The organism is Roseibacillus ishigakijimensis, from assembly GCF_016595415.1.
GTDB lineage: Bacteria > Verrucomicrobiota > Verrucomicrobiia > Verrucomicrobiales > Akkermansiaceae > Roseibacillus > Roseibacillus ishigakijimensis.
Map to the genome: position 1 here is coordinate 172,082 of NZ_JAENIO010000001.1, position 19,446 is coordinate 191,527.

General features: G+C 61.7%; 13 protein-coding genes. 3 read left to right on the top strand and 10 right to left on the bottom strand.

Annotated elements, in window-relative coordinates:
* Positions 1-4 precede the first annotated feature (4 nt).
* From JIN78_RS00665 to JIN78_RS00700, 8 genes are all read right to left on the bottom strand, one after another.
* Positions 5-1,588: a glycoside hydrolase family 10-like protein gene (locus JIN78_RS00665; protein WP_234037687.1), complete on the bottom strand. Its 1,584-nt coding sequence runs from the start codon at positions 1,586-1,588 to the stop codon at positions 5-7.
* Between the two features lie 180 nt (positions 1,589-1,768).
* Entirely contained in the window at positions 1,769-2,362 is a 594-nt protein-coding gene (locus JIN78_RS00670; protein ID WP_200389988.1) for a signal peptidase II, read from the bottom strand.
* Positions 2,363-2,459: 97 nt separating this feature from the next.
* Positions 2,460-2,651, bottom strand: a complete 192-nt coding sequence (locus JIN78_RS00675; protein WP_200389989.1) for a hypothetical protein — start codon at positions 2,649-2,651, stop codon at positions 2,460-2,462.
* Complete coding sequence (locus JIN78_RS00680; RefSeq protein ID WP_200389990.1) at positions 2,641-3,117, bottom strand: type II toxin-antitoxin system VapC family toxin; 477 nt, start codon at positions 3,115-3,117, stop codon at positions 2,641-2,643. Before JIN78_RS00680 ends, JIN78_RS00675 begins: the two co-directional genes overlap by 11 nt.
* Before the next feature lie 26 nt (positions 3,118-3,143).
* Positions 3,144-5,870, bottom strand: coding sequence for an isoleucine--tRNA ligase (gene ileS / locus JIN78_RS00685; protein WP_200389991.1), 2,727 nt, complete (start codon positions 5,868-5,870; stop codon positions 3,144-3,146).
* Between the two features lie 95 nt (positions 5,871-5,965).
* Positions 5,966-6,706 (bottom strand): L,D-transpeptidase, encoded by a 741-nt coding sequence (locus JIN78_RS00690; RefSeq protein WP_200389992.1) that lies wholly within the window; start codon positions 6,704-6,706, stop codon positions 5,966-5,968.
* A gap of 132 nt (positions 6,707-6,838) precedes the next feature.
* Positions 6,839-10,153 (bottom strand): glycoside hydrolase family protein, encoded by a 3,315-nt coding sequence (locus JIN78_RS00695; protein WP_200389993.1) that lies wholly within the window; start codon positions 10,151-10,153, stop codon positions 6,839-6,841.
* 169 nt (positions 10,154-10,322) lie between these two features.
* Positions 10,323-13,745: a proline dehydrogenase family protein gene (locus JIN78_RS00700; protein WP_200389994.1), complete on the bottom strand. Its 3,423-nt coding sequence runs from the start codon at positions 13,743-13,745 to the stop codon at positions 10,323-10,325.
* A 160-nt stretch (positions 13,746-13,905) separates the two neighbouring features.
* On the opposite strand from JIN78_RS00700, the gene JIN78_RS00705 reads away from it, so the two are divergent.
* From JIN78_RS00705 to JIN78_RS00715, 3 genes are all read left to right on the top strand, one after another.
* The gene (locus JIN78_RS00705; protein ID WP_200389995.1) at positions 13,906-14,616 is read left to right on the top strand and encodes an AraC family transcriptional regulator; all 711 of its coding nucleotides are present in this window, start codon (positions 13,906-13,908) and stop codon (positions 14,614-14,616) included.
* Positions 14,617-14,739: 123 nt separating this feature from the next.
* Positions 14,740-15,645 (top strand): AraC family transcriptional regulator, encoded by a 906-nt coding sequence (locus tag JIN78_RS00710; protein WP_200389996.1) that lies wholly within the window; start codon positions 14,740-14,742, stop codon positions 15,643-15,645.
* Between the two features lie 12 nt (positions 15,646-15,657).
* Positions 15,658-16,611, top strand: coding sequence for a hypothetical protein (locus tag JIN78_RS00715; protein WP_200389997.1), 954 nt, complete (start codon positions 15,658-15,660; stop codon positions 16,609-16,611).
* Between the two features lie 13 nt (positions 16,612-16,624).
* Here JIN78_RS00715 and ptsP read toward each other — a convergent pair whose 3' ends face one another.
* The gene (gene ptsP, locus JIN78_RS00720) at positions 16,625-18,391 is read right to left on the bottom strand and encodes a phosphoenolpyruvate--protein phosphotransferase (RefSeq protein ID WP_200389998.1); all 1,767 of its coding nucleotides are present in this window, start codon (positions 18,389-18,391) and stop codon (positions 16,625-16,627) included.
* A gap of 139 nt (positions 18,392-18,530) precedes the next feature.
* Complete coding sequence (locus tag JIN78_RS00725; protein ID WP_200389999.1) at positions 18,531-19,421, bottom strand: Mul1B family putative transporter subunit; 891 nt, start codon at positions 19,419-19,421, stop codon at positions 18,531-18,533.
* Between the last annotated feature and the right edge of the window lie 25 nt (positions 19,422-19,446).

Genomic DNA, 19,446 nt, shown 5'->3' on the forward strand with positions numbered 1-19,446 from the left:
AGCCCTAGCGCGCTGAGAGCACTGCCGGAGCACTGGCGGAGCCGAAGCGGTCGGCTGCAGTCACCGCCACCGCTTGCGCTCCGGCGGGCACGGTCACCGAGGTGGCTCCGGCGGAAACCACGTGGGTGCAGCGCCAGGTTTTGCCGTAGCGGGCTTGCACGGCATACTTGGAAGCTCCGCTGACCGGGCTCCAGCTCACTTGCACCCCGTTGCCGGAGGCGCTGGCTTGCGCGCGGGGAGTGCCGGGGGCCTTGGTGCTGAGCCAGGGCATGGGCGGCACGAGGGCGGGCTCGGCGTAGAAGCGGCCTTTGAGGGCATTGCTGATGCCGCCCCGGTTTTGCATGAGCGACTTCATGCTCCAATGCACGTGCCCGACCCAGTTTTTATCAATGGTGCGGGTGAGATTGAGCTGGTTGAGCATCTCGCCAGCGCTGCGGCCGGGATCTTCGGAGGAGCCGATGCGGGCGGTGGCCACGCCGGGCCAGACCGGGCGCTCACCCTGCTGCCGCCACCAGGTGAGGAGGCGGGTGAAGCTTTGTTCGCTGTTGATGCGCCAGTAGAGCTGGGGGCTGAGGTAGTCGCACCAGCCATTGGCGAGCCATTTGCGGGAATCGGCGGCTAGGTGTTCGTAGGCATTGATGTTGGCGGTGGTGCCAGCGGGCACACCGGGACGCCAGATGCCGAAGGGGCTGATGCCCACGCGGACCCAGGGTTTTTCCCGTTTCACGGCTCCATACATGTCCTTGACGAAGCCATCCACGTAGGCCCGGCGCTGGGCAGGGCTCTTGCCGTCGGGGAAATTCTGCTTGGGCGAGCCGTCGCTATTGACGTCGGGATAGGGGTAGAAGTAGTCGTCGATATGGAGGCCATCGATGTCGTAGCGACGCACCACGTCCATCATCACCTTGAGGGCGTGACTGCGGGTCCAAGAGCTGGCGGGGTCCATCCAGAGGTAGCTCTTGAAGCGCTTCATCTGCGAGGAATGGGTGCGGCTGACATGGTTGCTGGAAGCGGCCATCTCGGCATTGGGCAGGGCGCGGAAGGGATTGAACCAGGCGTGGACCTCGATGCCGCGGGCGTGGGCTTCGCGGATGCAAAAGGCGAGGGGATCGTAGCCGGGGCTGCGTCCCATGGTGCCACTGATCCACGGGCTCCAGGGCTCGAGGGAGGATTGGTATACGGCATCCGCATTGGGGCGCACTTGGAAGATGAGCGCGTTCATGTTCAGCGACTGCATGCGGTTGAGGATGGAACGGAGCTCGGCTTGCTGACTGCCGGCACTGAGGCCCTTGCGACTGGGCCAATCGATGTTGTAAACGCAGGCCGACCAAGCGCCCCGGAATTCGCGGGGCACAGCGGGGGGACGTTCTTTGCTGGGGGAAAAAGTCTGGGCTCCAGCCCAAAGGGTGAAGAGGAGGAGGAGGGAAGTGATCGCGCGAATCATGCCCTCATAAACTCCCACACCCCGGCTGGGGCTCAAGGGAAAAGTGCGGGGAGGAGGTTTTCGGGCATCGACCTTGGTCTCTGCGTCGTTCTCTCGATCCCCACTGCAGGAAGGGCCTTCGGGGAGGTCTGTGAATTTCGCCATCGCACGCTCGGCCTCCATTTTTCCGGGCCCGGACCCGGGGGCTCCGCTGCGCTCCACCCCCGGCTAACTTCTTTCGTCCCTTCGAGACTGCCGGAATACGCCGTAGAGGGGGGCGAGGAGAAGGGTAGCCCCGAATGAGGTCGCTTGTCCCTTTGGGACTTTAAGGCGGCGCTTCTATCGCTACTTATTCTTCTGAGCTTCCTCGCGGAAGCTGGCGATGACGAGGAGGACGGCGGCGACGGAGATGCAAGAATCGGCGACGTTGAAGGTGGGCCAGCGGTAGTTGATGAGAGGGATGGTGACGTCGAGGAAGTCGACCACGTAGCCGGCCGAAAAGCGTTCCCACCAACTGGCTTCTTTCAATCGTTCCAGCCAGAAGCCTTGCAGGAGGCGGTCGGTGACGTTGCCTGCGATGCCGGCGAAAAGCAGCACGCAGGCAGTTTTCATGAGGGGTGTGGTGAAGGCTCCCTTGCGCCAGAAGACGAGCAGCAGGGTGACCGCGATGAGGGGCACGAGGAGGAAGACGATGGGCGCCCAGGCGCTGCCATTGCCGAAGCCGAAGGCCACGCCCTGATTGTGGACGCGGGTGAGATTGAAGAAGCCCTCAATGACCACGATGGGCTCGTCAAAGGTGCCGAAGCGTCCGGCGACGGGTTCGCTGAAGCGATAGACGACCCACCATTTGGTGATTTGGTCGAGAATGTAGAGCGGCAAGGCCACGATGAGGAGGAGCTTGCCGAGATGGGAAAAGGTGGGTGGGTTGGTGGTGTTCAAGGAGGGAAGAGGTTGAAAAAATGTCGGGCGCGAGCCAATTGATTCCGAGAGGCTTGGAAGAGGCTATTAAGTTTTTTGAACAGACCGGATATTGAGGTTAAGATGCGGAAGGGCCAGAAGAGTGGGTGGGGTGTTTGCTTGCCAGTGGAATGATAACGCGGTCAGATTTGGCCTGGCGTTTTTTGGCCTCGGCGATGATTTGAGTGACTTTAAAATCGTGACGCGCGGCATTCGCTTCTTTCAGGGAGCGAACTTCTTCAAGAATGGTTTTGTGGTTTTCAGTTATCATCGCCAAGAAGATCTTCTGGGGTGCAAATAACACTAGCCCGGTAGTTGAATTCGGCAAGGCAGTCGGAAATTCGTCGCCAGTTCCGGGGATTAGCCAGATGTTTGCAGTTCCAAGTGACGAGAAAATCTATTTGGTGAACGGATGCCACCGCAATATGGATGGCATCATCAGCGGCTTTTGTTGGAATGATTTGTTTGGAGAGGAGCGCTTGAGCAATGGTGGCGACTTCATCGGTGAGTTCGAGCAGGGGAATTTCTGCCAAAAACTCAAGGCGTTTCGCAGCCATTGCTGGATCGCCGAGAGAGCATTCATCGAGAACCGTTTGAGAGCAAACCAAGTTGAATTCCTGCCTTTGCTCGTCCCACCAGATTTTTGTGAGGTTTTGTCGAGCAGCTTCGATCAAACGACGGGCCGGCCTCCCGCAGTAGAGACTGGGAATGGTTGTTTCAATGTAAGCTGTTGCCATGTTCCTGAGGCTGGAGAGCGATGAAATCAAGCACCCACCACCTCGTGGCAGCGTCCGCAGAGTTCGGAGCCCTCCACCGGGGGCTCGTAGCAGCGGCAGCGGGGGCACATGGGGTGGTCGCATTTGCTGGCGGTGGCTTTGAGCTCCTCGCCCTCTTCCACCACCATCTCGGCCACGATGAAGAACTCCTTGGCGAAGAGGTGGTCCTGCAGCAGATCGCGGCAGGGGTGGTTGGCGGGCACGGTGAGGACGACGCGGGCTTCGTTGTTTTTCTTGAATTCCTTGGCTTGCACGAGGGGCTCGATTGCTCCTTGCACAAGGTCGCGGATCTCCAGCAGGCGATTGACCAGGGGGGTGGCCTCGTTGTTTCCGAAACGGGCGTCGGGCACGGGGAAGGTCTCCTCATGCACGCTGCCCTCGCGCCCCGCATGTTCCCACGCCTCCTCGGCGGTGTAGGCGATGATGGGGGCGAGCAGGCGGACGAGACTGTCGAAGATGGCGTGCAGCGCGGTCTGGCTGGCCCGGCGACGGATGTCGTCCTCAGGATCGCAGTAGAGGCGATCCTTGGTCATGTCGATGTAGAGCGAGCTGAGGTCGTGGGCGCAGAACTGGTTGATGGCGGAGAACACTTTGCGGAACTCGAACTTTTCGTAGGCCTGGAGACATTCGCTGACCACGGCATGGAGGCGCTCCAGGATCCAGCGGTCGATGAGGGTCATCTGCTCGGGCTCGACGGTGTGTTTCTCCGGGTCGAAGCCATGAAGATTGCCGAGGACGATCTTGAAGGTGTTGCGCAGACGACGGTAGGGGTCGCCCACTTGCTGGAAGAGGTCCTCGCCGAAGGGCACCTCGTTCTGCCAATCGACCGAGCTGACCCAGAGGCGCAGGATGTCGGCCCCGTATTTGTTGTAAAAGTGAGCCGCGTCGGTGGGTTTGCCTTTCTTCTTGGCGTCGCTCTTGGAGGTCTTTTTACCGGTGTCCTTGTCCACCACGAAGCCGTGGGTCATCACGGTCTTGTAGGGGGCCAGGTCGCGGTAGCCCACGCTGAGCATGAGGGAGCTCTGGAACCAGCCGCGGTGTTGGTCGGTGGCTTCCAGGTAGAGATCGGCGGGCACACCCACGTCCTCGTTTTTCTCCATCACCGCCACATGACTGGAGCCGGAGTCGATCCACACGTCGAGGGTGTCGGTGGCCTTTTTGGAGCCTTCGGGGAGGCCGAGCTCGGCCACCCATTCGGCATCGGATTTTTCGAACCACACGTTGGTGCCTTTCTCAGCCACGATATCGGCGATTTTGGCGATGAGGTCGGCATCGAGGAGAGCTTCGCCCTCGGGGGTGAAGAAGACGGGCAAGGGCACTCCCCAAGTGCGCTGGCGCGAGATGCACCAGTCGGGGCGGGATTCCACGGTGCCGTAGATGCGGTTGCGGCCCCAGTGAGGGAGCCATTGCACGCGGTCGATCTCGGTCATCGCTTTCTCGCGGATGCCTTCCAGCGAGATGAAGAATTGTTCCACCGCGCGGAAGATGATGGGGGTCTTGGAGCGCCAGCAGAAGGGGTATTGGTGCTCGTAGGTCTCCGAGCCCAGGAGGGAGTCGCGCTCGGCGAGCATTTCCACGATGCGCTCGTTGCTCTGGAAAACATGTTGGCCCACGAGTTCGTCCACCCCGCATTCGTCAGTGAACTTGCCATCGTCGTCCACGGGGGAAAGGACTTCCAAGCCATTGGCGAGTCCGGCCACGTAGTCATCCGCGCCGTGTCCGGGGGCGATGTGGACCGCGCCCGTTCCGGTCTCGGCGGTCACGAAGCTACCGAAGATGACCTTGGAGGTGCGGTCGAGGAAGGGGTGTTGCGCTTCCAGGCCCTCCAGCTCGCTGCCGGAGAGTTCGCGCAGGTCGCCGGCCGCTTTCCAGCCGGTCTTGGCGCCGAATTGTTCCACCAGATCGCGGGCGATGATGAGCTTTTTGGAGGCACCGTCTTTCTCGAAGGTTCCCGCCACGTAGACGAAGCGCTCGTGGAGGGCGATGCCTTGGTTGGAGGGCAGGGTCCACGGGGTGGTGGTCCAGATGACGAGGGAAAAACCGGTCCAGTCGCCGCCGAGGAGGGCGAAGGGCACATAGACGGCGGTGCTCTTTTTGTCCTGATACTCGACCTCGGCTTCGGCGAGAGCGGTGCGGGCCCCGTAGGACCATTGCACGGGCTTTTTGCTGAGGTAGACGCGGTCTTTTTCCACCAGCTTGGCAAAGACGCGCAGGATGTCGGCCTCATAGCTGGGGGCCATCGTCAGGTAGGGATTGTCCCAATCGCCAAAGACCCCGAGGCGGCGGAAGCTGGCTTTCTGAATCTCGATCCACTTCTCGGCAAATTCCTGGCAAAGGGTGCGGATTTCGGCGGGCTCCTTGCCGCGGGCGTCTTGCAGGACCTTGAACTCGATGGGCAGGCCGTGGCAGTCCCAGCCTGGCACGTAGGGCACCTCGTAGCCCGCCATGGACTTGGACTTCACTACGAAATCCTTGAGCACCTTGTTCAGGGCGGTGCCCATGTGGACGTCGCCATTGGCGAAGGGCGGGCCGTCGTGGAGAACGTAGCGCGGAGCCCCGGATTCGCGGCGCTTGGCCAGAATGCGGTCGTAAATCTTGCTCTCCTCCCACCGTTGCAGGCGTTCGGGCTCCTTGTTCACCAGATTTCCTTTCATGGGAAAGGTGGTCTGGGGCAGGCAGATCGTCTCTTTGTAATTGACCTTATTCTCGCTCATCGGGCTAGGGCGGGGGACCCTAGGGCGCATTTTGCTCTTGCGCAAATCTAAAGGCGTGCAAGGGGCTCTTCGGCTCTAGAAGGCAAATTGAGCCCTCACTGCCGATTGAGCACGTAGATGGGGTCGCCGAGGGCTTGGGTCTGGTATTCGACTACTTTGCCGCTGGCGATGAGGGCGCGCAGATTGGCATTCGGGGACGCGGTGGGATCGAAGCGCCCCGCGCTGGCCTTCAGGTAGGGGATGAGGCGGGGGGCCTGGTCGATTTCGGGCACGGGGCAGCCCGTGGTGCAGGGCACGCGACCGACGAGGCGCTGGGCCCGGCGCTGGCGCAGCATTTCGCTCGCGGTGGGATTGTAGCTGTGGATGACGACGCCATTGGGCACCATGCCGCGAAGCTTGGGATCGGGGTGGCTGGGGGGGTAGAGCATTTCGGCGTAGATCCCGCTGACGCCTTTCTTGGAGTCTCCGGTCTGGATGGAGGGGTCGCCATTGTGAGCGATGCGCACGCCGCCCATGGTGAAGAAGCCGGGAGGGGTCTGGGCGTCGCCGGTGCCGAGGCCGCGCTTGCCGGTGCCGCAGAGAAGGGTCTCGCGGATCTGCCGGGTGCGCAGGGAGACGACGTGGAGACGCTGGCTGGCGGGGTCGACGAGGTAGAGCCACTGGGGATTGTAGTCAGGATGTCCGGCCTGGCGTTGGGCGGCGATGGCGGAGTCGATCACGCTCCATTCGAGCCCAAGGATTTTCCCTTGCGCCGGGGCGGAATTGCCCGCAGGCGAGCAGGAGAAAAGAAGCAGGGAGCAGGGAAGGAGGAGAGAGAGGAAGGCACGGAGGGTCATGCCGTCATTTTGGATCCTTTCCGCCGAGAAATCCAATCCGGAAATGATCGGTGCCTTCTCTTCGACCTTGGCGACTCGCAAAACCCTGCAGGACCGTGTCGGGGCGGAGATGGCCTTTTTGTTCTCTTCTCCCTACTCGGTTTCCTCGCTTTGGGTGGCGGCGCGGAAGTTATCGAAGCGCAGGGGCTCGTCGAGCCGCACATTGCGGGCTTCGCAAACGGCGAGAAGGCTCAGCGGCGGGGTTCCGCCGGGGAAGGGATTACTGCGGGATTCCAGCTCGATGAATCGGGTGCCCCCCTGGGGACGATAAGAGGTCACGAGGACGTCGCTGGTGCGATCGAAGGTGATGCGCAGGGTGCCGGCACCTCCGGCGGCAGGGTATTCGTTCTCGTTCTCTCCACTCTGCACGTAGAGGCGGGGCTCGGGACCGGGCTCGAAGGAGGCTCCGGCAGCAAAGCCCTCTGGCGAGAGCTCGGTGAGGAGGATGAGCCCCACCCCGGCATAGGCGTGGCCGCTGGAGGCGGGAGTCACCGCGCCGGTTGCGAAGTCGAGCTGCACCTGCCAGGATCGATCGACGGGAAAGGGCTGCTTCCATTGCAAGGCGGCCATTCCCTCCGTGCTCGTGCTCCCTCCGCTCAGGAGCATCTCACCATTGATTTGCTCGAAGGTCAGGTTGCCGGGGAGAGGGCCGTCGGGAGAAACGGGATTCCAGAGCCCGCTGCTCAAGCTGGGCGAGGCAAAGGTGTCACTGCCCGTGAACTCGGCCTGGCCCGTGAATCCCTCGTCGAAGTAGGGTATCCCCGCGTAGCGGAAAAAGCGCGAGGCCGAGCCGCGGAAGGGAATGGAGCGGAGCTCGCCCGTGATCCAGGTCGGGTCCTCGGCAAGCGGCTCGGCGCTGAGTTGGGCCAGCGGCAGGGGGCCGAAGCGGTCGAGTCCCCGGCTGGTCTGCACCTCGAAGTCGACGTCGCCTCCCAGTGCGATGCGGGGCACGCGCACCACGAGCTGTTGGTAGCCGGGCTCCCCGGGCACGGGCTCCAGGCCGATGCTGGGCATCGGGCCATCCGGCACTTTCGGATCGAGACCGAACAGGTGCTCGAAGCCATTGACCGCGCCGTCGCCATCGGGATCGGCGAGGAAGGCGGAATCCCCTCGTGCCCTTTCATCAGCGTCAAAGGCGCTTGTCTCGAAGGCGCTGTAGAGATCGCCCTGCAGGGGCGGGGCCGTTTGGATGGCAAAGGTTTGCCCGGCAGCGGAGCCCTCGCCGAGAACGAAGGTGCGGACGGCTCCGGGCTCGCTTGCGGCGGGCAGGCGCACCGCAGCTTGGCTGACCACGTTCTCGTAATCAGAGGCCGTGGAGGTCTGGAAGGAGACTTCTGCCGCTGGGTTGCCATTCTCCGTGAGGGAGGTCGTGAGGTCGCGGTCCGGCACATGTTGGACCTCGACGAGGGCGAGCCCTTCTTCAGCTGCGAGCGAGAGTCCGTCGGTCAGAAAGCGATACTCGGGCTCGGGGAAGGGAATGTCCTCGGTGGCCAGAATGTATTGCAGGAGGTAGGAGCCTTCCTGACGGCTGGCGAGGGTCACGATCTTGTCCTTGGCAAAGACAAAGTGACTGCTGAGACGGAGGCTTTGGTCTTCGCGATAGGCGGTCCAATGGATGCCGTCCGAGGATTCCCAGAGGCGGGCTTCAGTTTTCATGAGAAAACGGGAGCCATTGGTGCTGAGGTTGGAGCCGCCATCGAATCCGCCCCCGGTGGGAGGGCCCGAGGCGGAAAAATAGAGGCTGCCATCATCGGAGTAGCGGGTGCCGGAGGTCGCCTCCGTATAGACGAAGCGTCCGCTGCCAAAGGCGAGGCCTTCGCGGTCGGCATAGCCCAAGTTGGTGCTCACCGTCGTCCAATTGACCAGATCGCTGGAACGCCAAGCGGTTGCGTTTCCGTTGTAGACTTTGCTATAGAGAAGGTAGTAGTCGCTCCCGGTATGAACTACGGAAACGAGGGGGTCGCCGAAGTTGCCATTGTTCGTCAGGAGGTCCACACTCAGACGTTCGACCCAATTTTGCCCATTGGGTGAGGTGAAGATGACCAGCTTGGCATTGCTGGTATCGACATCCCGGTAGCCGCTCAGGAAGAATTGGCCTTCGGCAAAGCCACTCAGAGTGAGCCTCTTCACCCCATTGATTTCGGTTGGCTTGGGGAGGGAGGTGAGGGTGCCGTGGGCGAAGGAAAACTGCCGTGAACGCTCCCACTGGTTGGCGAAGGACTGATCGATGCCGATAAAAAGAGTGATTCCGTTGCCCGCGATGGGGCGGGAGAGGCTGCTGATCTGGGAGTTGGTGACCTTCGTTTCCCAGCTTTCCCCATCGGAGGAGGACTTCACAAGGAGGCCGTTGTTCATCGTGCCGATGGCGACGAAGGAGGAGCCATCGAAGACGAGGCCTTCCTCAAAGGAGCCGACCTCATGGTTTGGGGCAATGGAATGGCCCCGCAGGACGGTCCAGAGTGAGGGAGAGCTGGGGTCGTTTTCCAGAATCAGCCCCCCTTCGCCGACCGCGTAGGTGCGGCCCCGGAAGGTGACGAAGTCCTTCAGAGTGTTGGCGGCGTAATGGTCGTTGGTGGTGCGGACCTGGGCCCAGTTCTGCCCATTGGTGGAGTAGAAAATGGCTCCGTGTTCCCCGCTGGCGAAAAAGGCGCCGTCCCGCTGGCCCAGTCCGCCGGACACGCCGCTGGTGGTCCAGGTGGTTCCGTCGTCGGTCGAGCGGTAGGCCCCCGCCAACCAAATGCCGTCTTGATAGGCCCAGTCGGTGACCCGATCAAAGCGTGGGGTCTCGGGAAGGGATTGCCAAATCCGGCCCTCGAGGGAGCGGTTGACCCCATTGCCGGAGAAGCCCAGCCAGATGCCATTGGCGTAGGCGAGCTGGTTGGTCCAAGGGAAGCCCGAGGGGTCGTCGCTCGCGAGGGGGACCTCATCCCAGCTGAGACCATCACGGGTGAGAAAGCCGACGGGGGCCTGGTCCCCATTGAGTCCGGAGCCCACCAGCCACCCTTCCGGTCCGGCAGCCAAGGCCGTCAGGCGGGAGGAGCTGGCCACTTCTGGGGGCGTTTTCAGGGTCCATTTGCGACCATCGAGGGAGAACGCGACCGCGCCATCGAGCGAAGGCAAGGTGGAGGCCCCGCCGAAGCCAGGTTGACCCAGGAGGGCGCACCAGATGCCCTCGTGTTCCTCCAAGCGGAGAACATCGAGGCGGGTATCGAGAGAGACATCCTCGAAGTGAACGAAGTCCGTGGTGGTGTGCAGGAGGCCGTCCAAGCCGCCGAGCACGACCCGCGTGCCATCGGTGGCGGCCTTGGTGTAGGTGAGCACCCCCGCTTCCGGGCTGACCACTTTCCAATCATAGGCGGATGCACTGGCGGTCAAAAGAGACAGCAGGCAAAGGAGTTGGCGTTTCATTATCTTTTTTGTGCGTTGTTGATTTCTGCCCGTTTTTTCGAGAAACGGACAGGCTCTCAATGTAACGAAATCGGCCTTGGAATATTCGTATGTTAGATATCCTTATTTCATTTTATCTATATGCAAAAATAGGGTTTTCTGTATCAAGCGATTATCGATTGGACGAGGGTCAGTTCCGGTTATCCAAGGGGCGGCCGTGGCGGTGGTTGGTCTCCGAGACGCTTTGCTCGAGTAGGTAGGGCAGGAGCTCGAGGCGGGCGTGGGCGGTGACGGGGTGGTGGTGATTGCGCCAGGCCAGCGCGATGTGGGGGCGGCCCGGGGTGCGCAGGGTGGCCAGTGGCTCCCGGGTCAGGCGCGCGGCCAATGCCTCGTCACTTTCCTGTTGGAAATCCAGGCCCGCTGCGGAGGTGAGGCTTTCCAGGGCGGGGGGCAGGGCCTGGGCCGAGCTTACGGTGAGGGGCACTCCGGCGGTGCGGGCCATGAGGGCGGAGATGGCTAGCTCGCGAGCGGTGCTGGTGGAGGTCACCCGGAAGGTGGCCGCGCGCACCGGGCGGTAGCGGAAGTCGTTTTTCTCGCAAAGTAAGCCCGAGGGATCGTGCTCCCGGGCGAAGTGCTGCTGCCACCAGTAGGCGGCATTCCCGGCAGCGGCGTGGAGCTCCTCGGCGGCATCGGGGACCCGGGTTAGCAGGGCTTTCAAGAGCTTGTCCACGGCTTCGGGGAGGGGGGCCACCCGGCTGGGTAGGACGACGCTCTGCCAGTGGGAGAATTGGGCAACGTAGTTGGGCCCTCCGGCTTTGGCTCCGGGGCCAACGGCTGATTTCTTCCATCCGCCGAAGGGTTGGCGCTGCACGATGGCACCGGTGATGGTGCGGTTGATGTAGGCATTGCCCACTTCCACCTTGTCGCGCCAGAAGGCGATCTCCTGGGGGTCGAGGCTGTGAATCCCGCCGGTCAGGCCGAAGTCGCTGGAGTTTTGAATGGCGATGGCCTCCTCCAGATCATCGTAGGCGATGATGCCAAGGACGGGGCCGAAGAGCTCGGTCTGCTGCAGCCAGGAGCCGGCCTCCACTCCTAAACGGATTCCCGGGGACCAGAGGCAGGGGTCGTCGGAATCGCATTGCGGTTCCAGGAGCCACTCTTCTCCGCTGTCGAGCTCAGCGAGTCCACGGGCGAGATCGGGGGAGGGCTCTTGCACCAAGGGAGTGACGAGGCTGGAGCGCACGCCATGGGGGCCGACCTCCAGCGAGGCTGCCGCGTCCTTGAGACGTTCCAGGAAGTTGGTTTTCTCCAGAACCGAGCGTTCGACGAGAGCGAGGGAGGCCGCCGAGCACTTTTGGCCGGTGTGGCCGAAGGCGGAGCGCACCAGATCCTTGATGGCGAGGTCGGGGTCGGCGCTGGCAGAGATGATGAGGGCGTTCTTTCCCGAGGTCTCGGCGTGGAGGCGGAGGTCGGGCCGCCAGCCGAGAAAGAGTTGGGCGGTTTGGCTGGAGCCGGTGAGGATGACTCCGGCGACGCGCTCGTCGGTGATCAAGCTTTGGCCGACCTCGTTATCGGGCAGGGGGAGGAACTGGAAGGCGTCGCGGGGGAGTCCGGCTGCCCAGAGCACCTTGGCGAGGGCTTGGGCGGTGGCGAGGGCCTCGGGGGCGGGCTTGAGGAGGGCGGTATTGCCGGCGGCGAGGGCCGCGAGGATTCCTCCGCAGGGGATGGCGCAGGGGAAGTTCCACGGGGAGGCGATTACGATGGGCCCGAGGGGCCGGGCGGCTAGGCCATCCTGCCAATCGGTCTGGGAAAGGCTGTGGGCGTAGTAATTGGCGAAATCGATGGCTTCCGAGACTTCGACATCGGCCTCGGCGGGTGCTTTTTTCCCTTCTGCGACCATGACGGCGATGAGGTCGCCACGGGCCTCGGCGAGGGCGACGGCCACCTGGCGGAGGAGCTGTTGGCGCGCGGTGGCGGGGGTGTCGGCCCAGGTGCTTTGGCGTGCCCGCTCCAGGGCTTGCGAGACCTCCTCGCGAGTGGTCACCAGCGGGGGCTGCCCGGGAACGGGGCGGGCGAGGACCTCATCCAGCCACTGCCGATTGGCCGGGAGGGAAAAGTCGGTGTCGGGACAGTTGGCAAACCCTTTTTCCGCTGCCAGCGGCTCTTCGGTTTGCCGGTTTTGCTGTCGTTTGGGGCCGGAAGGCACGCTTCCGCGGTTTTGGCAGGCTGCGAGAAAAGCTTCCTTTTGCTCCTGCCAGGGCATGGAATCGGGGGCGAGCTGGAAGAGGTCGCGCAGGAAGTTGCCGGGGGTGGTATTTTCATCCAAGCGGCGCACCAGATAGGCGATGCTGGCCTCGAATTCCTCGTGACGCACGATGGGGGTGTAGAACAAGACCTGCCCCGCCCGTTGCAAGACGGCCCGGGCTTGTGGAGGAGCCATTCCCTCCAGCATCTCGATTTCCACCTCTTCGCGGACGCCGTAGTCATCGCGCAGGACGAGGGCGTAGGCCAAATCGAAGAGGTTGTGGGAGGCGATGCCCAGGTGGACGGCCGCCGCATTTTCCGGTTGCATGCCATAGTGGACGAGACGCTTGTAATTGGCGTCGACTTCCGCCTTGCTGTTGTAAGGGGCGAGTTCCCAGTGGTGGCTTTCCGCATCTACCCGCTCCATGGCCAGGTTGGCTCCTTTCACGAGGCGGACTTTGATGGGGGCGCCACCCTGGGCCACCCGTTGCCGGGCCCAATCGGTGAGGGCTTGTTGCATGGGGAAGGAGTCGGGCAAATAGCCTTGCAGCACGATTCCCGCCCGCAGGGTGAGGAACTCCTCTTCCATCAGGACCTCGCGGAAGACATCGGCGGTCAGCTGCAGATCCCGGTATTCCTCCATATCCAGATTGATGAAGGCTGCCGGGCTCTGGCGCTGGGCGGCGCGATAGAGGGGACGCAGGCGCGTTTTGAGGGTCTCCTTGCTCTCTTCGTAGGCAGTTAGATTGATTTGTGAAAAGAGGGAAGACAGCTTGACGGAGAGATAGTTCGCGGTCCCGTCTTCGAGGAGGGCCACGTTTTGCGCCAATCGATCGCGGGCTTCTTTCTCGCTCAAGACGGCCTCGCCCAGCACGTTGAGGTTGATGCGGGCCCCTTCTGCCCTTCGTTGGGAGAGGTGGCCGGCCAGTTGGTCGCGGCGGGCGGGCAAGATGACTTCACGCGATTCTTCCCGCAGGCGCCGCGTAATGGCGGGCATGACCACTTGGGGCAGCAGGCGGGAGCCCAAGCCTGCGGTGGTCAGCAAAGCGCGGTCCAGGAGGGGAAAGCTCTTGGGCGTGCCATAGGTCGCGAGCAGATTGCGGAAGAGCCGGGCTCCGCCGTGGACATCGGGGGTGCGCAGGATGCGATCGGTCAATTGAAAGGTCAGCTCCATGCCCTGGGGGTCGGCCAATAGGTCCGCCAGCTTGGCGCTCTTCCTCGCCTCCGACGCCGTCTCGAGCTGCTGCGAGGTCACCAGCAGGTCTTCGGCGAGGGCGAGGGTTTTTTCGGTGAGAGCGGGCTCAGTCATGGCAAGGATGGCGGTGTCAGTCTTCCCCTGGTGAGGGGCATGGGCAGTAGAAAGGCTCATGTTTTTATCATATCAGAGGCGTATTGACCGATTTCGACGGTCTTTTCGTGATTTTCAGCAAAAGGCGAAAAAAGGCCTCTCTTCGCCTTTTCAACCTGCTAGACGGGAGTTCATGTTCAGGGAGCCGTCAAGGAACCAGCGGGAAAAATTTTTCCGCGAGATGAAAGATCCGCTTTTGCTGGAGAGACTTTTCTGTTGTCTCCCAGATGTGGTCTATTGCCTCAAGGACAGGGAGTTGAGGTATCTCTCGGCCAACGATGCCTTCGCCGAGCGCGTCCATCTGGGTTCCCGCTGGGAGGTGGTGGGCAAGCGTGCGGGGGACTTTTTTCCCGAGGTGCTGGCTGCCCACTACCATGCCCAAGACGAGCACATTCTCGCCACCGGCAAGGGCTTCCGCGAACGCTTGGAGCTGTTGCCCCTCCGGAATCGTGAGCTGGGCTGGTTCCTTTCTAGCAAGGAGCCGGTGTTCAATCGCGCGGACGAGTTGGTGGGCATCGCGTGTGTCTCTTGCGATCTGCGGCTGCCTTCCGGGCAGGAGAAGGGCTATCGCGAGATGGCCAAAGTGGTGGAGGAAATGGAGGAGCGGTTCAGTGAATCGCTGAGTCGGGCGGACTTTGCGGCAAAGGCCGGCTTGAGCGAGTTGCAGTTCGAGCGGCGTTTGAAACGCATATTTGGCCTCAGTTTTTCGGCATTATTGCGCAAACTCCGCATCGACCATGGCTCACGTTTGTTGGTAGAAAGTGACCGTTCTTTGCTCGAGATTGCCCATGCCTGCGGCTACAGCGAGCAATCCTCTTTTGCCCGCCAATTCAAGTCGGCGGTGGGTCTGAGCCCGGGCCGTTACCGGGAAGACTATCGCGACTGGTGGTAGGGAAAATTGGCAAGAACAGCTTCCAATTTCTTGGAAAAACTGGTTGTCACCATTTTCGAAAAACTTGCAAAAGTATAGCAACTTCGTTTCAATCGGAGCGTCTTGCAAAATTCGTCAATCATCTTGGAACGGATCGGGGAGCTCGTCAGCCAACTGGGAGAGCCCGAGGATTATTTTGTCGGCAAAGATTGGGGTCGCCTCATTTTGCCTCGCGAGATTCTGTGCTTTCATCGCTCCAATCAAATGGAAGAAGAGGGCTGGGGTGGTATTTCGACCTCCGCCAAGCGTTATGACCAGCACCGCCGCTTTGTTCTGCTCGTCGCCCGGGAGGGCTCCGGGCGGGTGGGGGTGGAGACCAATCTCTGGAATTTGCAGCCGGGCGAAGCGCTCCTCATGTTTCCCCACCAGGCTCACTATTATGTGTCTCTTCCCGAGAAGTTTTCCTGGCTATTTGTGACCTTCGACCTCCCTCTTTCCTTTTGGTCCGCTATCCAGCCGCTACGGGATTCGCCCCGGCGCCTGTCGAAGGACATGCTGGCAACCTTGTATGAATTCCTGTCCAGTTGGACGGAAGCGGACGACGAGTTGGGGGCTTTGCAAGCGGCCAGCTACCTCGGTGGCTTTTTGTCTGAACTGAGTGGAGAAGAAGAGCTGCCTTCCCTGGGAGTGGAAAATGAACTCGTGCGCCGGGTGCGGGAGCGGGTGCAGAATAACCTACGGGAAGACCTTTCGGTGCGGGCTATTGCCGACTATCTCGAGGTCTCGGGCAGCTACCTGCGCGAGCAATTCCGTGAAGGAGCCGGGGTCTCGCTCGGGCACTTCGTGCGCTCGGTGCGGTTGATGGAGGCCACCCGCCTCCTGCGTGATAGCTCGCTGAGTGTGCGGGAGGTGGCCGAGCTTTCCGGTTTCGGTTCTTTCACCGCCTTTTCCCGGGCCTTCGGCAATGTCTACGGCACCAGCCCTTCTGTTTACCGCAAGACCGTTGGGGGTGGAAATGTCGAAGACGATCGCGCGGGAGAGGAAGAATAACTCTCACTATCGATGAAGGCGCTTCCTCTTTTTCTTGTCCTTGCTCTCACCGCCCTCGCTTGGGCTGTCGGTGGCGGAAAGCCCGCTCCGGTGGAACCCATTGGAGCCGGATTGCGGGAATCCTTTTCGCTGGGCGATCATTACCAGAAGGTCCTTCTCCTGGAGGGCTTTCCCATCGTTGGCTCGGAGAAAGTGGCCGACGAGGCCCTGCAAGAGGCTGCGGTGGTGATTGGGCATATGCTCAAGAATCGCCCCGACATCCTGCGCCAGCTCGGCGAGAATAAAATCCGCCTCGGCATCATGGCGGTGGAGGAGCGGACCTCGGATTTGCCCGAGCACGGCGATCTCTATCCTCACGCCTTCTGGGACCGCCGGGCCCGGGGTCTCGGGGCCAGTCGCGAGCGGCCTGCGGTCTCCTGTGGGGAAGAAAACTTGCTCCACAATCCCGGTGACCCTTATCAAACGGAGTCGATCATGGTCCACGAATTCGCGCATGCCATTCACCTCATGGCGGTCAACGATCTCGATTCAACCTTCGACGAGCGTTTGGAGAAAACTTATCGCGAAGCCATGGCGCGGGGCTTGTGGAAAGGTCTCTACGCCGCTGACAATTCGCGCGAATACTTTGCCGAAGGGGTGCAGTCCTGGTTCGATACCAATCGCGAGAATGATGCCCTTCACAATCACGTCAACACCCGCGAGGAGCTGGTGGACTATGATCCGGCCCTGGCGGCTCTGGTGAAGGAAGTTTTTGGCGAAAATGACTGGCGTTATGTTCGTGCGGACCATCCCTCCCGCGCTGGAGAGCCGCATTTGCGGGAGTTGGACCGGAGCCAGCTGCCTCCTTTCGCTTGGGGGAAAGAGGAGCAAAAAGCTTACGACCTGGTGGCTGAGAATGGTCGCCTCAAGCCCGACTGGAAAGAACGGCAGGAGAAGCAAAAGCAAGAGGCTGGGCCCGCCGAGTGAGCCGCCCGCCCTTCTAGCGAAGGAGTTCCGGGTAGGCTTGCATGGCCACTTCCCGGGAGGCCTCAAGAATGAAGCGGGACTCCGTCATGGCCAGGACCTCGGCTGCCAAGGCTTGGCAATCGCTATAGTTGAGCGCGCGGATGGCGTGTTTGACCGAGGGCAGGCGCGGCGTCCCTACCGAGAGCTCGTCGATGCCGAGTCCAATGAGGACCGGAAGCAGCTGTAGATCGGCAGCCATTTCGCCGCAAATTCCGGTCCAGATGCCATGGGTCCGCCCTCCTTCGATGGTCATCTTGATGAGGCGCATGACGGCGGGGTTGGAGGGCTTGTAGAGCTTGGACACGCGGGGGTTCACCCGATCCACCGCCACGGTGTATTGGATGAGGTCATTGGTGCCGATGGAAAGGAAGTCGACATGGGCCGCGATGTCGCTGGCCATCACTGCCGCCGAAGGCACCTCCACCATGGCGCCCACTTCGATATCGCGATCGAAGTCGAGGCCGTCTTTGTCCAGCTCCTCCTTGCATTCGGCGAGAATCTCGAGAGCTTGCTGGACCTCACTGAGCCCGGAGATGAGGGGGAACATGATGCCGGCCTTGCCATGGGCGGAGGACCGAAGAATGGCCCGCAGTTGCTCTTTGAAGAGGTCGCGTCGATCGAGGGAATAGCGGATTCCCCGCCAGCCGAGGAAGGGATTGGGCTCGGGTTGGCCCAGGGGCTCGCCGGGGAGCTTGTCGCCTCCCACATCCAGGGTGCGGATAATGGCTTGACTGGGGGCGGCGGCCTTCACCACCTTCTGGTAAAGGCGGGCTTGGGTTTCTTCGCCGGGGAGTTCCCCTCCCTCCAGCATGAAAAACTCGGTGCGGAAAAGGCCGATGCCCTTGGCTCCGGAGGCGGGCACCTGGTTGAGCTCGTGCTCGAACTCGACATTGGCGGAAAGGGTGATGGCGCGGCCGTCGGGAGTCGTGGTTTCGGAGTCCCTCAGCTTGTCGAGGCTGGACTTGAAGACGGCTCGTTCTTCCGCCAGCTGGCGGTAGCGTTGCTCGGTCTCGGGGGTGGGGTTGACGATGAGCTTGCCCTCATAGCCATCAATAATGCTGGGGCTGAGGGTGCGGATGCCGAGGACTGCATTCTTGATGCCAACGACGGCCGGAATGCCCATGGAGCGGGCGAGAATGGCGGTGTGGGAGACCGAAGAGCCTTGTTCGGTGGCGAAGCCCAGGGTGCGGTGGGGATCGAGGCTGGCCGTATCCGAGGGATTGAGGTCATAGGCAACCCGGATGTGCCGGTGATCGGGGCTGTCGTCTTCCTCGGGGGCGGCTCCTGAGAAATTTTGCAAAACCCGTTGGGCGACATCTTCCAGGTCACTGGTGCGCTCGCGGAGGTAGGAATCGGAGACCCGGCGCATCGCCTCCAAGAAAGTCTGCATCACGGCGTAGAAGCAGAATTCGGCATTCTGGCGTCGCTTCTCGATGGCTTCGTGGACGCGATCGACCAAGGCCTGATCTTCGAGAACCATGAGGTGGGATTCAAAGATACGCCCTTCGGCCTCCCCGGAAATGGTTTCGATTTGGTTGCGCAGGGTGGAGAGCTGTTCTTTGGTCCGCTCGAGCGCTCTGCGGAATCGTTCCCGTTCGCTGCCAACCTGGTGGGAAGAGACCGGGTAGACATCGGGGGCGGCAAAACCCCGCGCGACGACGTGGACCGGCGCAAAGGCGATCCCTTGCGAAACCGCCTCGCCTTCAAATATTTCTTCCCGCATTTCTGCCATCAGCGGCATTTTGCCCCGTTCCCGCTCTATCCGAAAGCGGAAAATGGCCCGCGGAGGGCTTCATTTTGTAATAACCCGTCTTGCGGGCTAAAAAAAACCCCGCCGGATGAGGGCGGGGCTTTCTGAGACTCTGTGGGTGACCGCTTGGTCAGGCCTTTTTGTATTTGAGGAATTCCTGGTATTCCGGGGGCAGTGCTTCACCGCGTCCGAGGGCCTTGTTCCACATCTCGGCGAGAGCTGCGGCTTCCAGCAGCAAGCCTGCTCCTTTGGAATTGGGGTCTTCCTCCGGTTTGCCGTGCAATTTGCGGGCAAGCTCCACGTCGGGATGTTTTTGGTAAATGGCCAAGCAAGCCAGGGCGGCCTTGCGGGTGAGCACTTCCGAGGCCGTGTAGTCGGCGACGAAGGCCTTGTTGAAGGCGATGAGGGCATCTTCCAGCTGGCCTTGGCCATCGAGAGCCATGCCGCGGCAATACTCGATCTGGGCGCGCAGGCCACCGGGCACCTCGCGCTCGTCATACTCTTCGCACAAGCCCTGCAAGCGGCTCCAGTCATCAGTGCGCAAGGCATTGTAGAGCGGGTAGAGCCGGATTTGCAGCTTGTGGGTCGCGTCGCGCAGGGGCTCGGGCTGGAATTTGGCGAAGAGGGTCTCCATCTCCTCGTATTGACCCAGCTTGCGGGCGCACTCGATTTCGTAGAAGCCCGCCAGGGTGGAGTAATTGCCCGGGACGTCTTCCACAAAGGCATACTTTTCCCGAGCGGTGGCAAAGGCCGCCTTCGCTTCTTCGTATTGTCGATTCTGGTAAAGGTCGATGGCGGTGGTGAACTCGGCCGGGGTGAAGAAGGTCACAGCTACTTCGCGGGTCGGGACGTCGGTGCGGTTGAGGGACTCGGCTTTCTCGCGGTAGCGGATGGTGCGTTCCGAGGCGGCCTCGATCCACACTTTGTCGGCTCGTCCGTCTTGAATGAGGGCCGCTTCCGCGAGAGGTGTCTGCGCGGGCAGGGCGGCGGCCCCCGCCAGAAGAGGAATAATTGCTTTCATAAGGTTCAGGGTTGGTCGGGGTTCT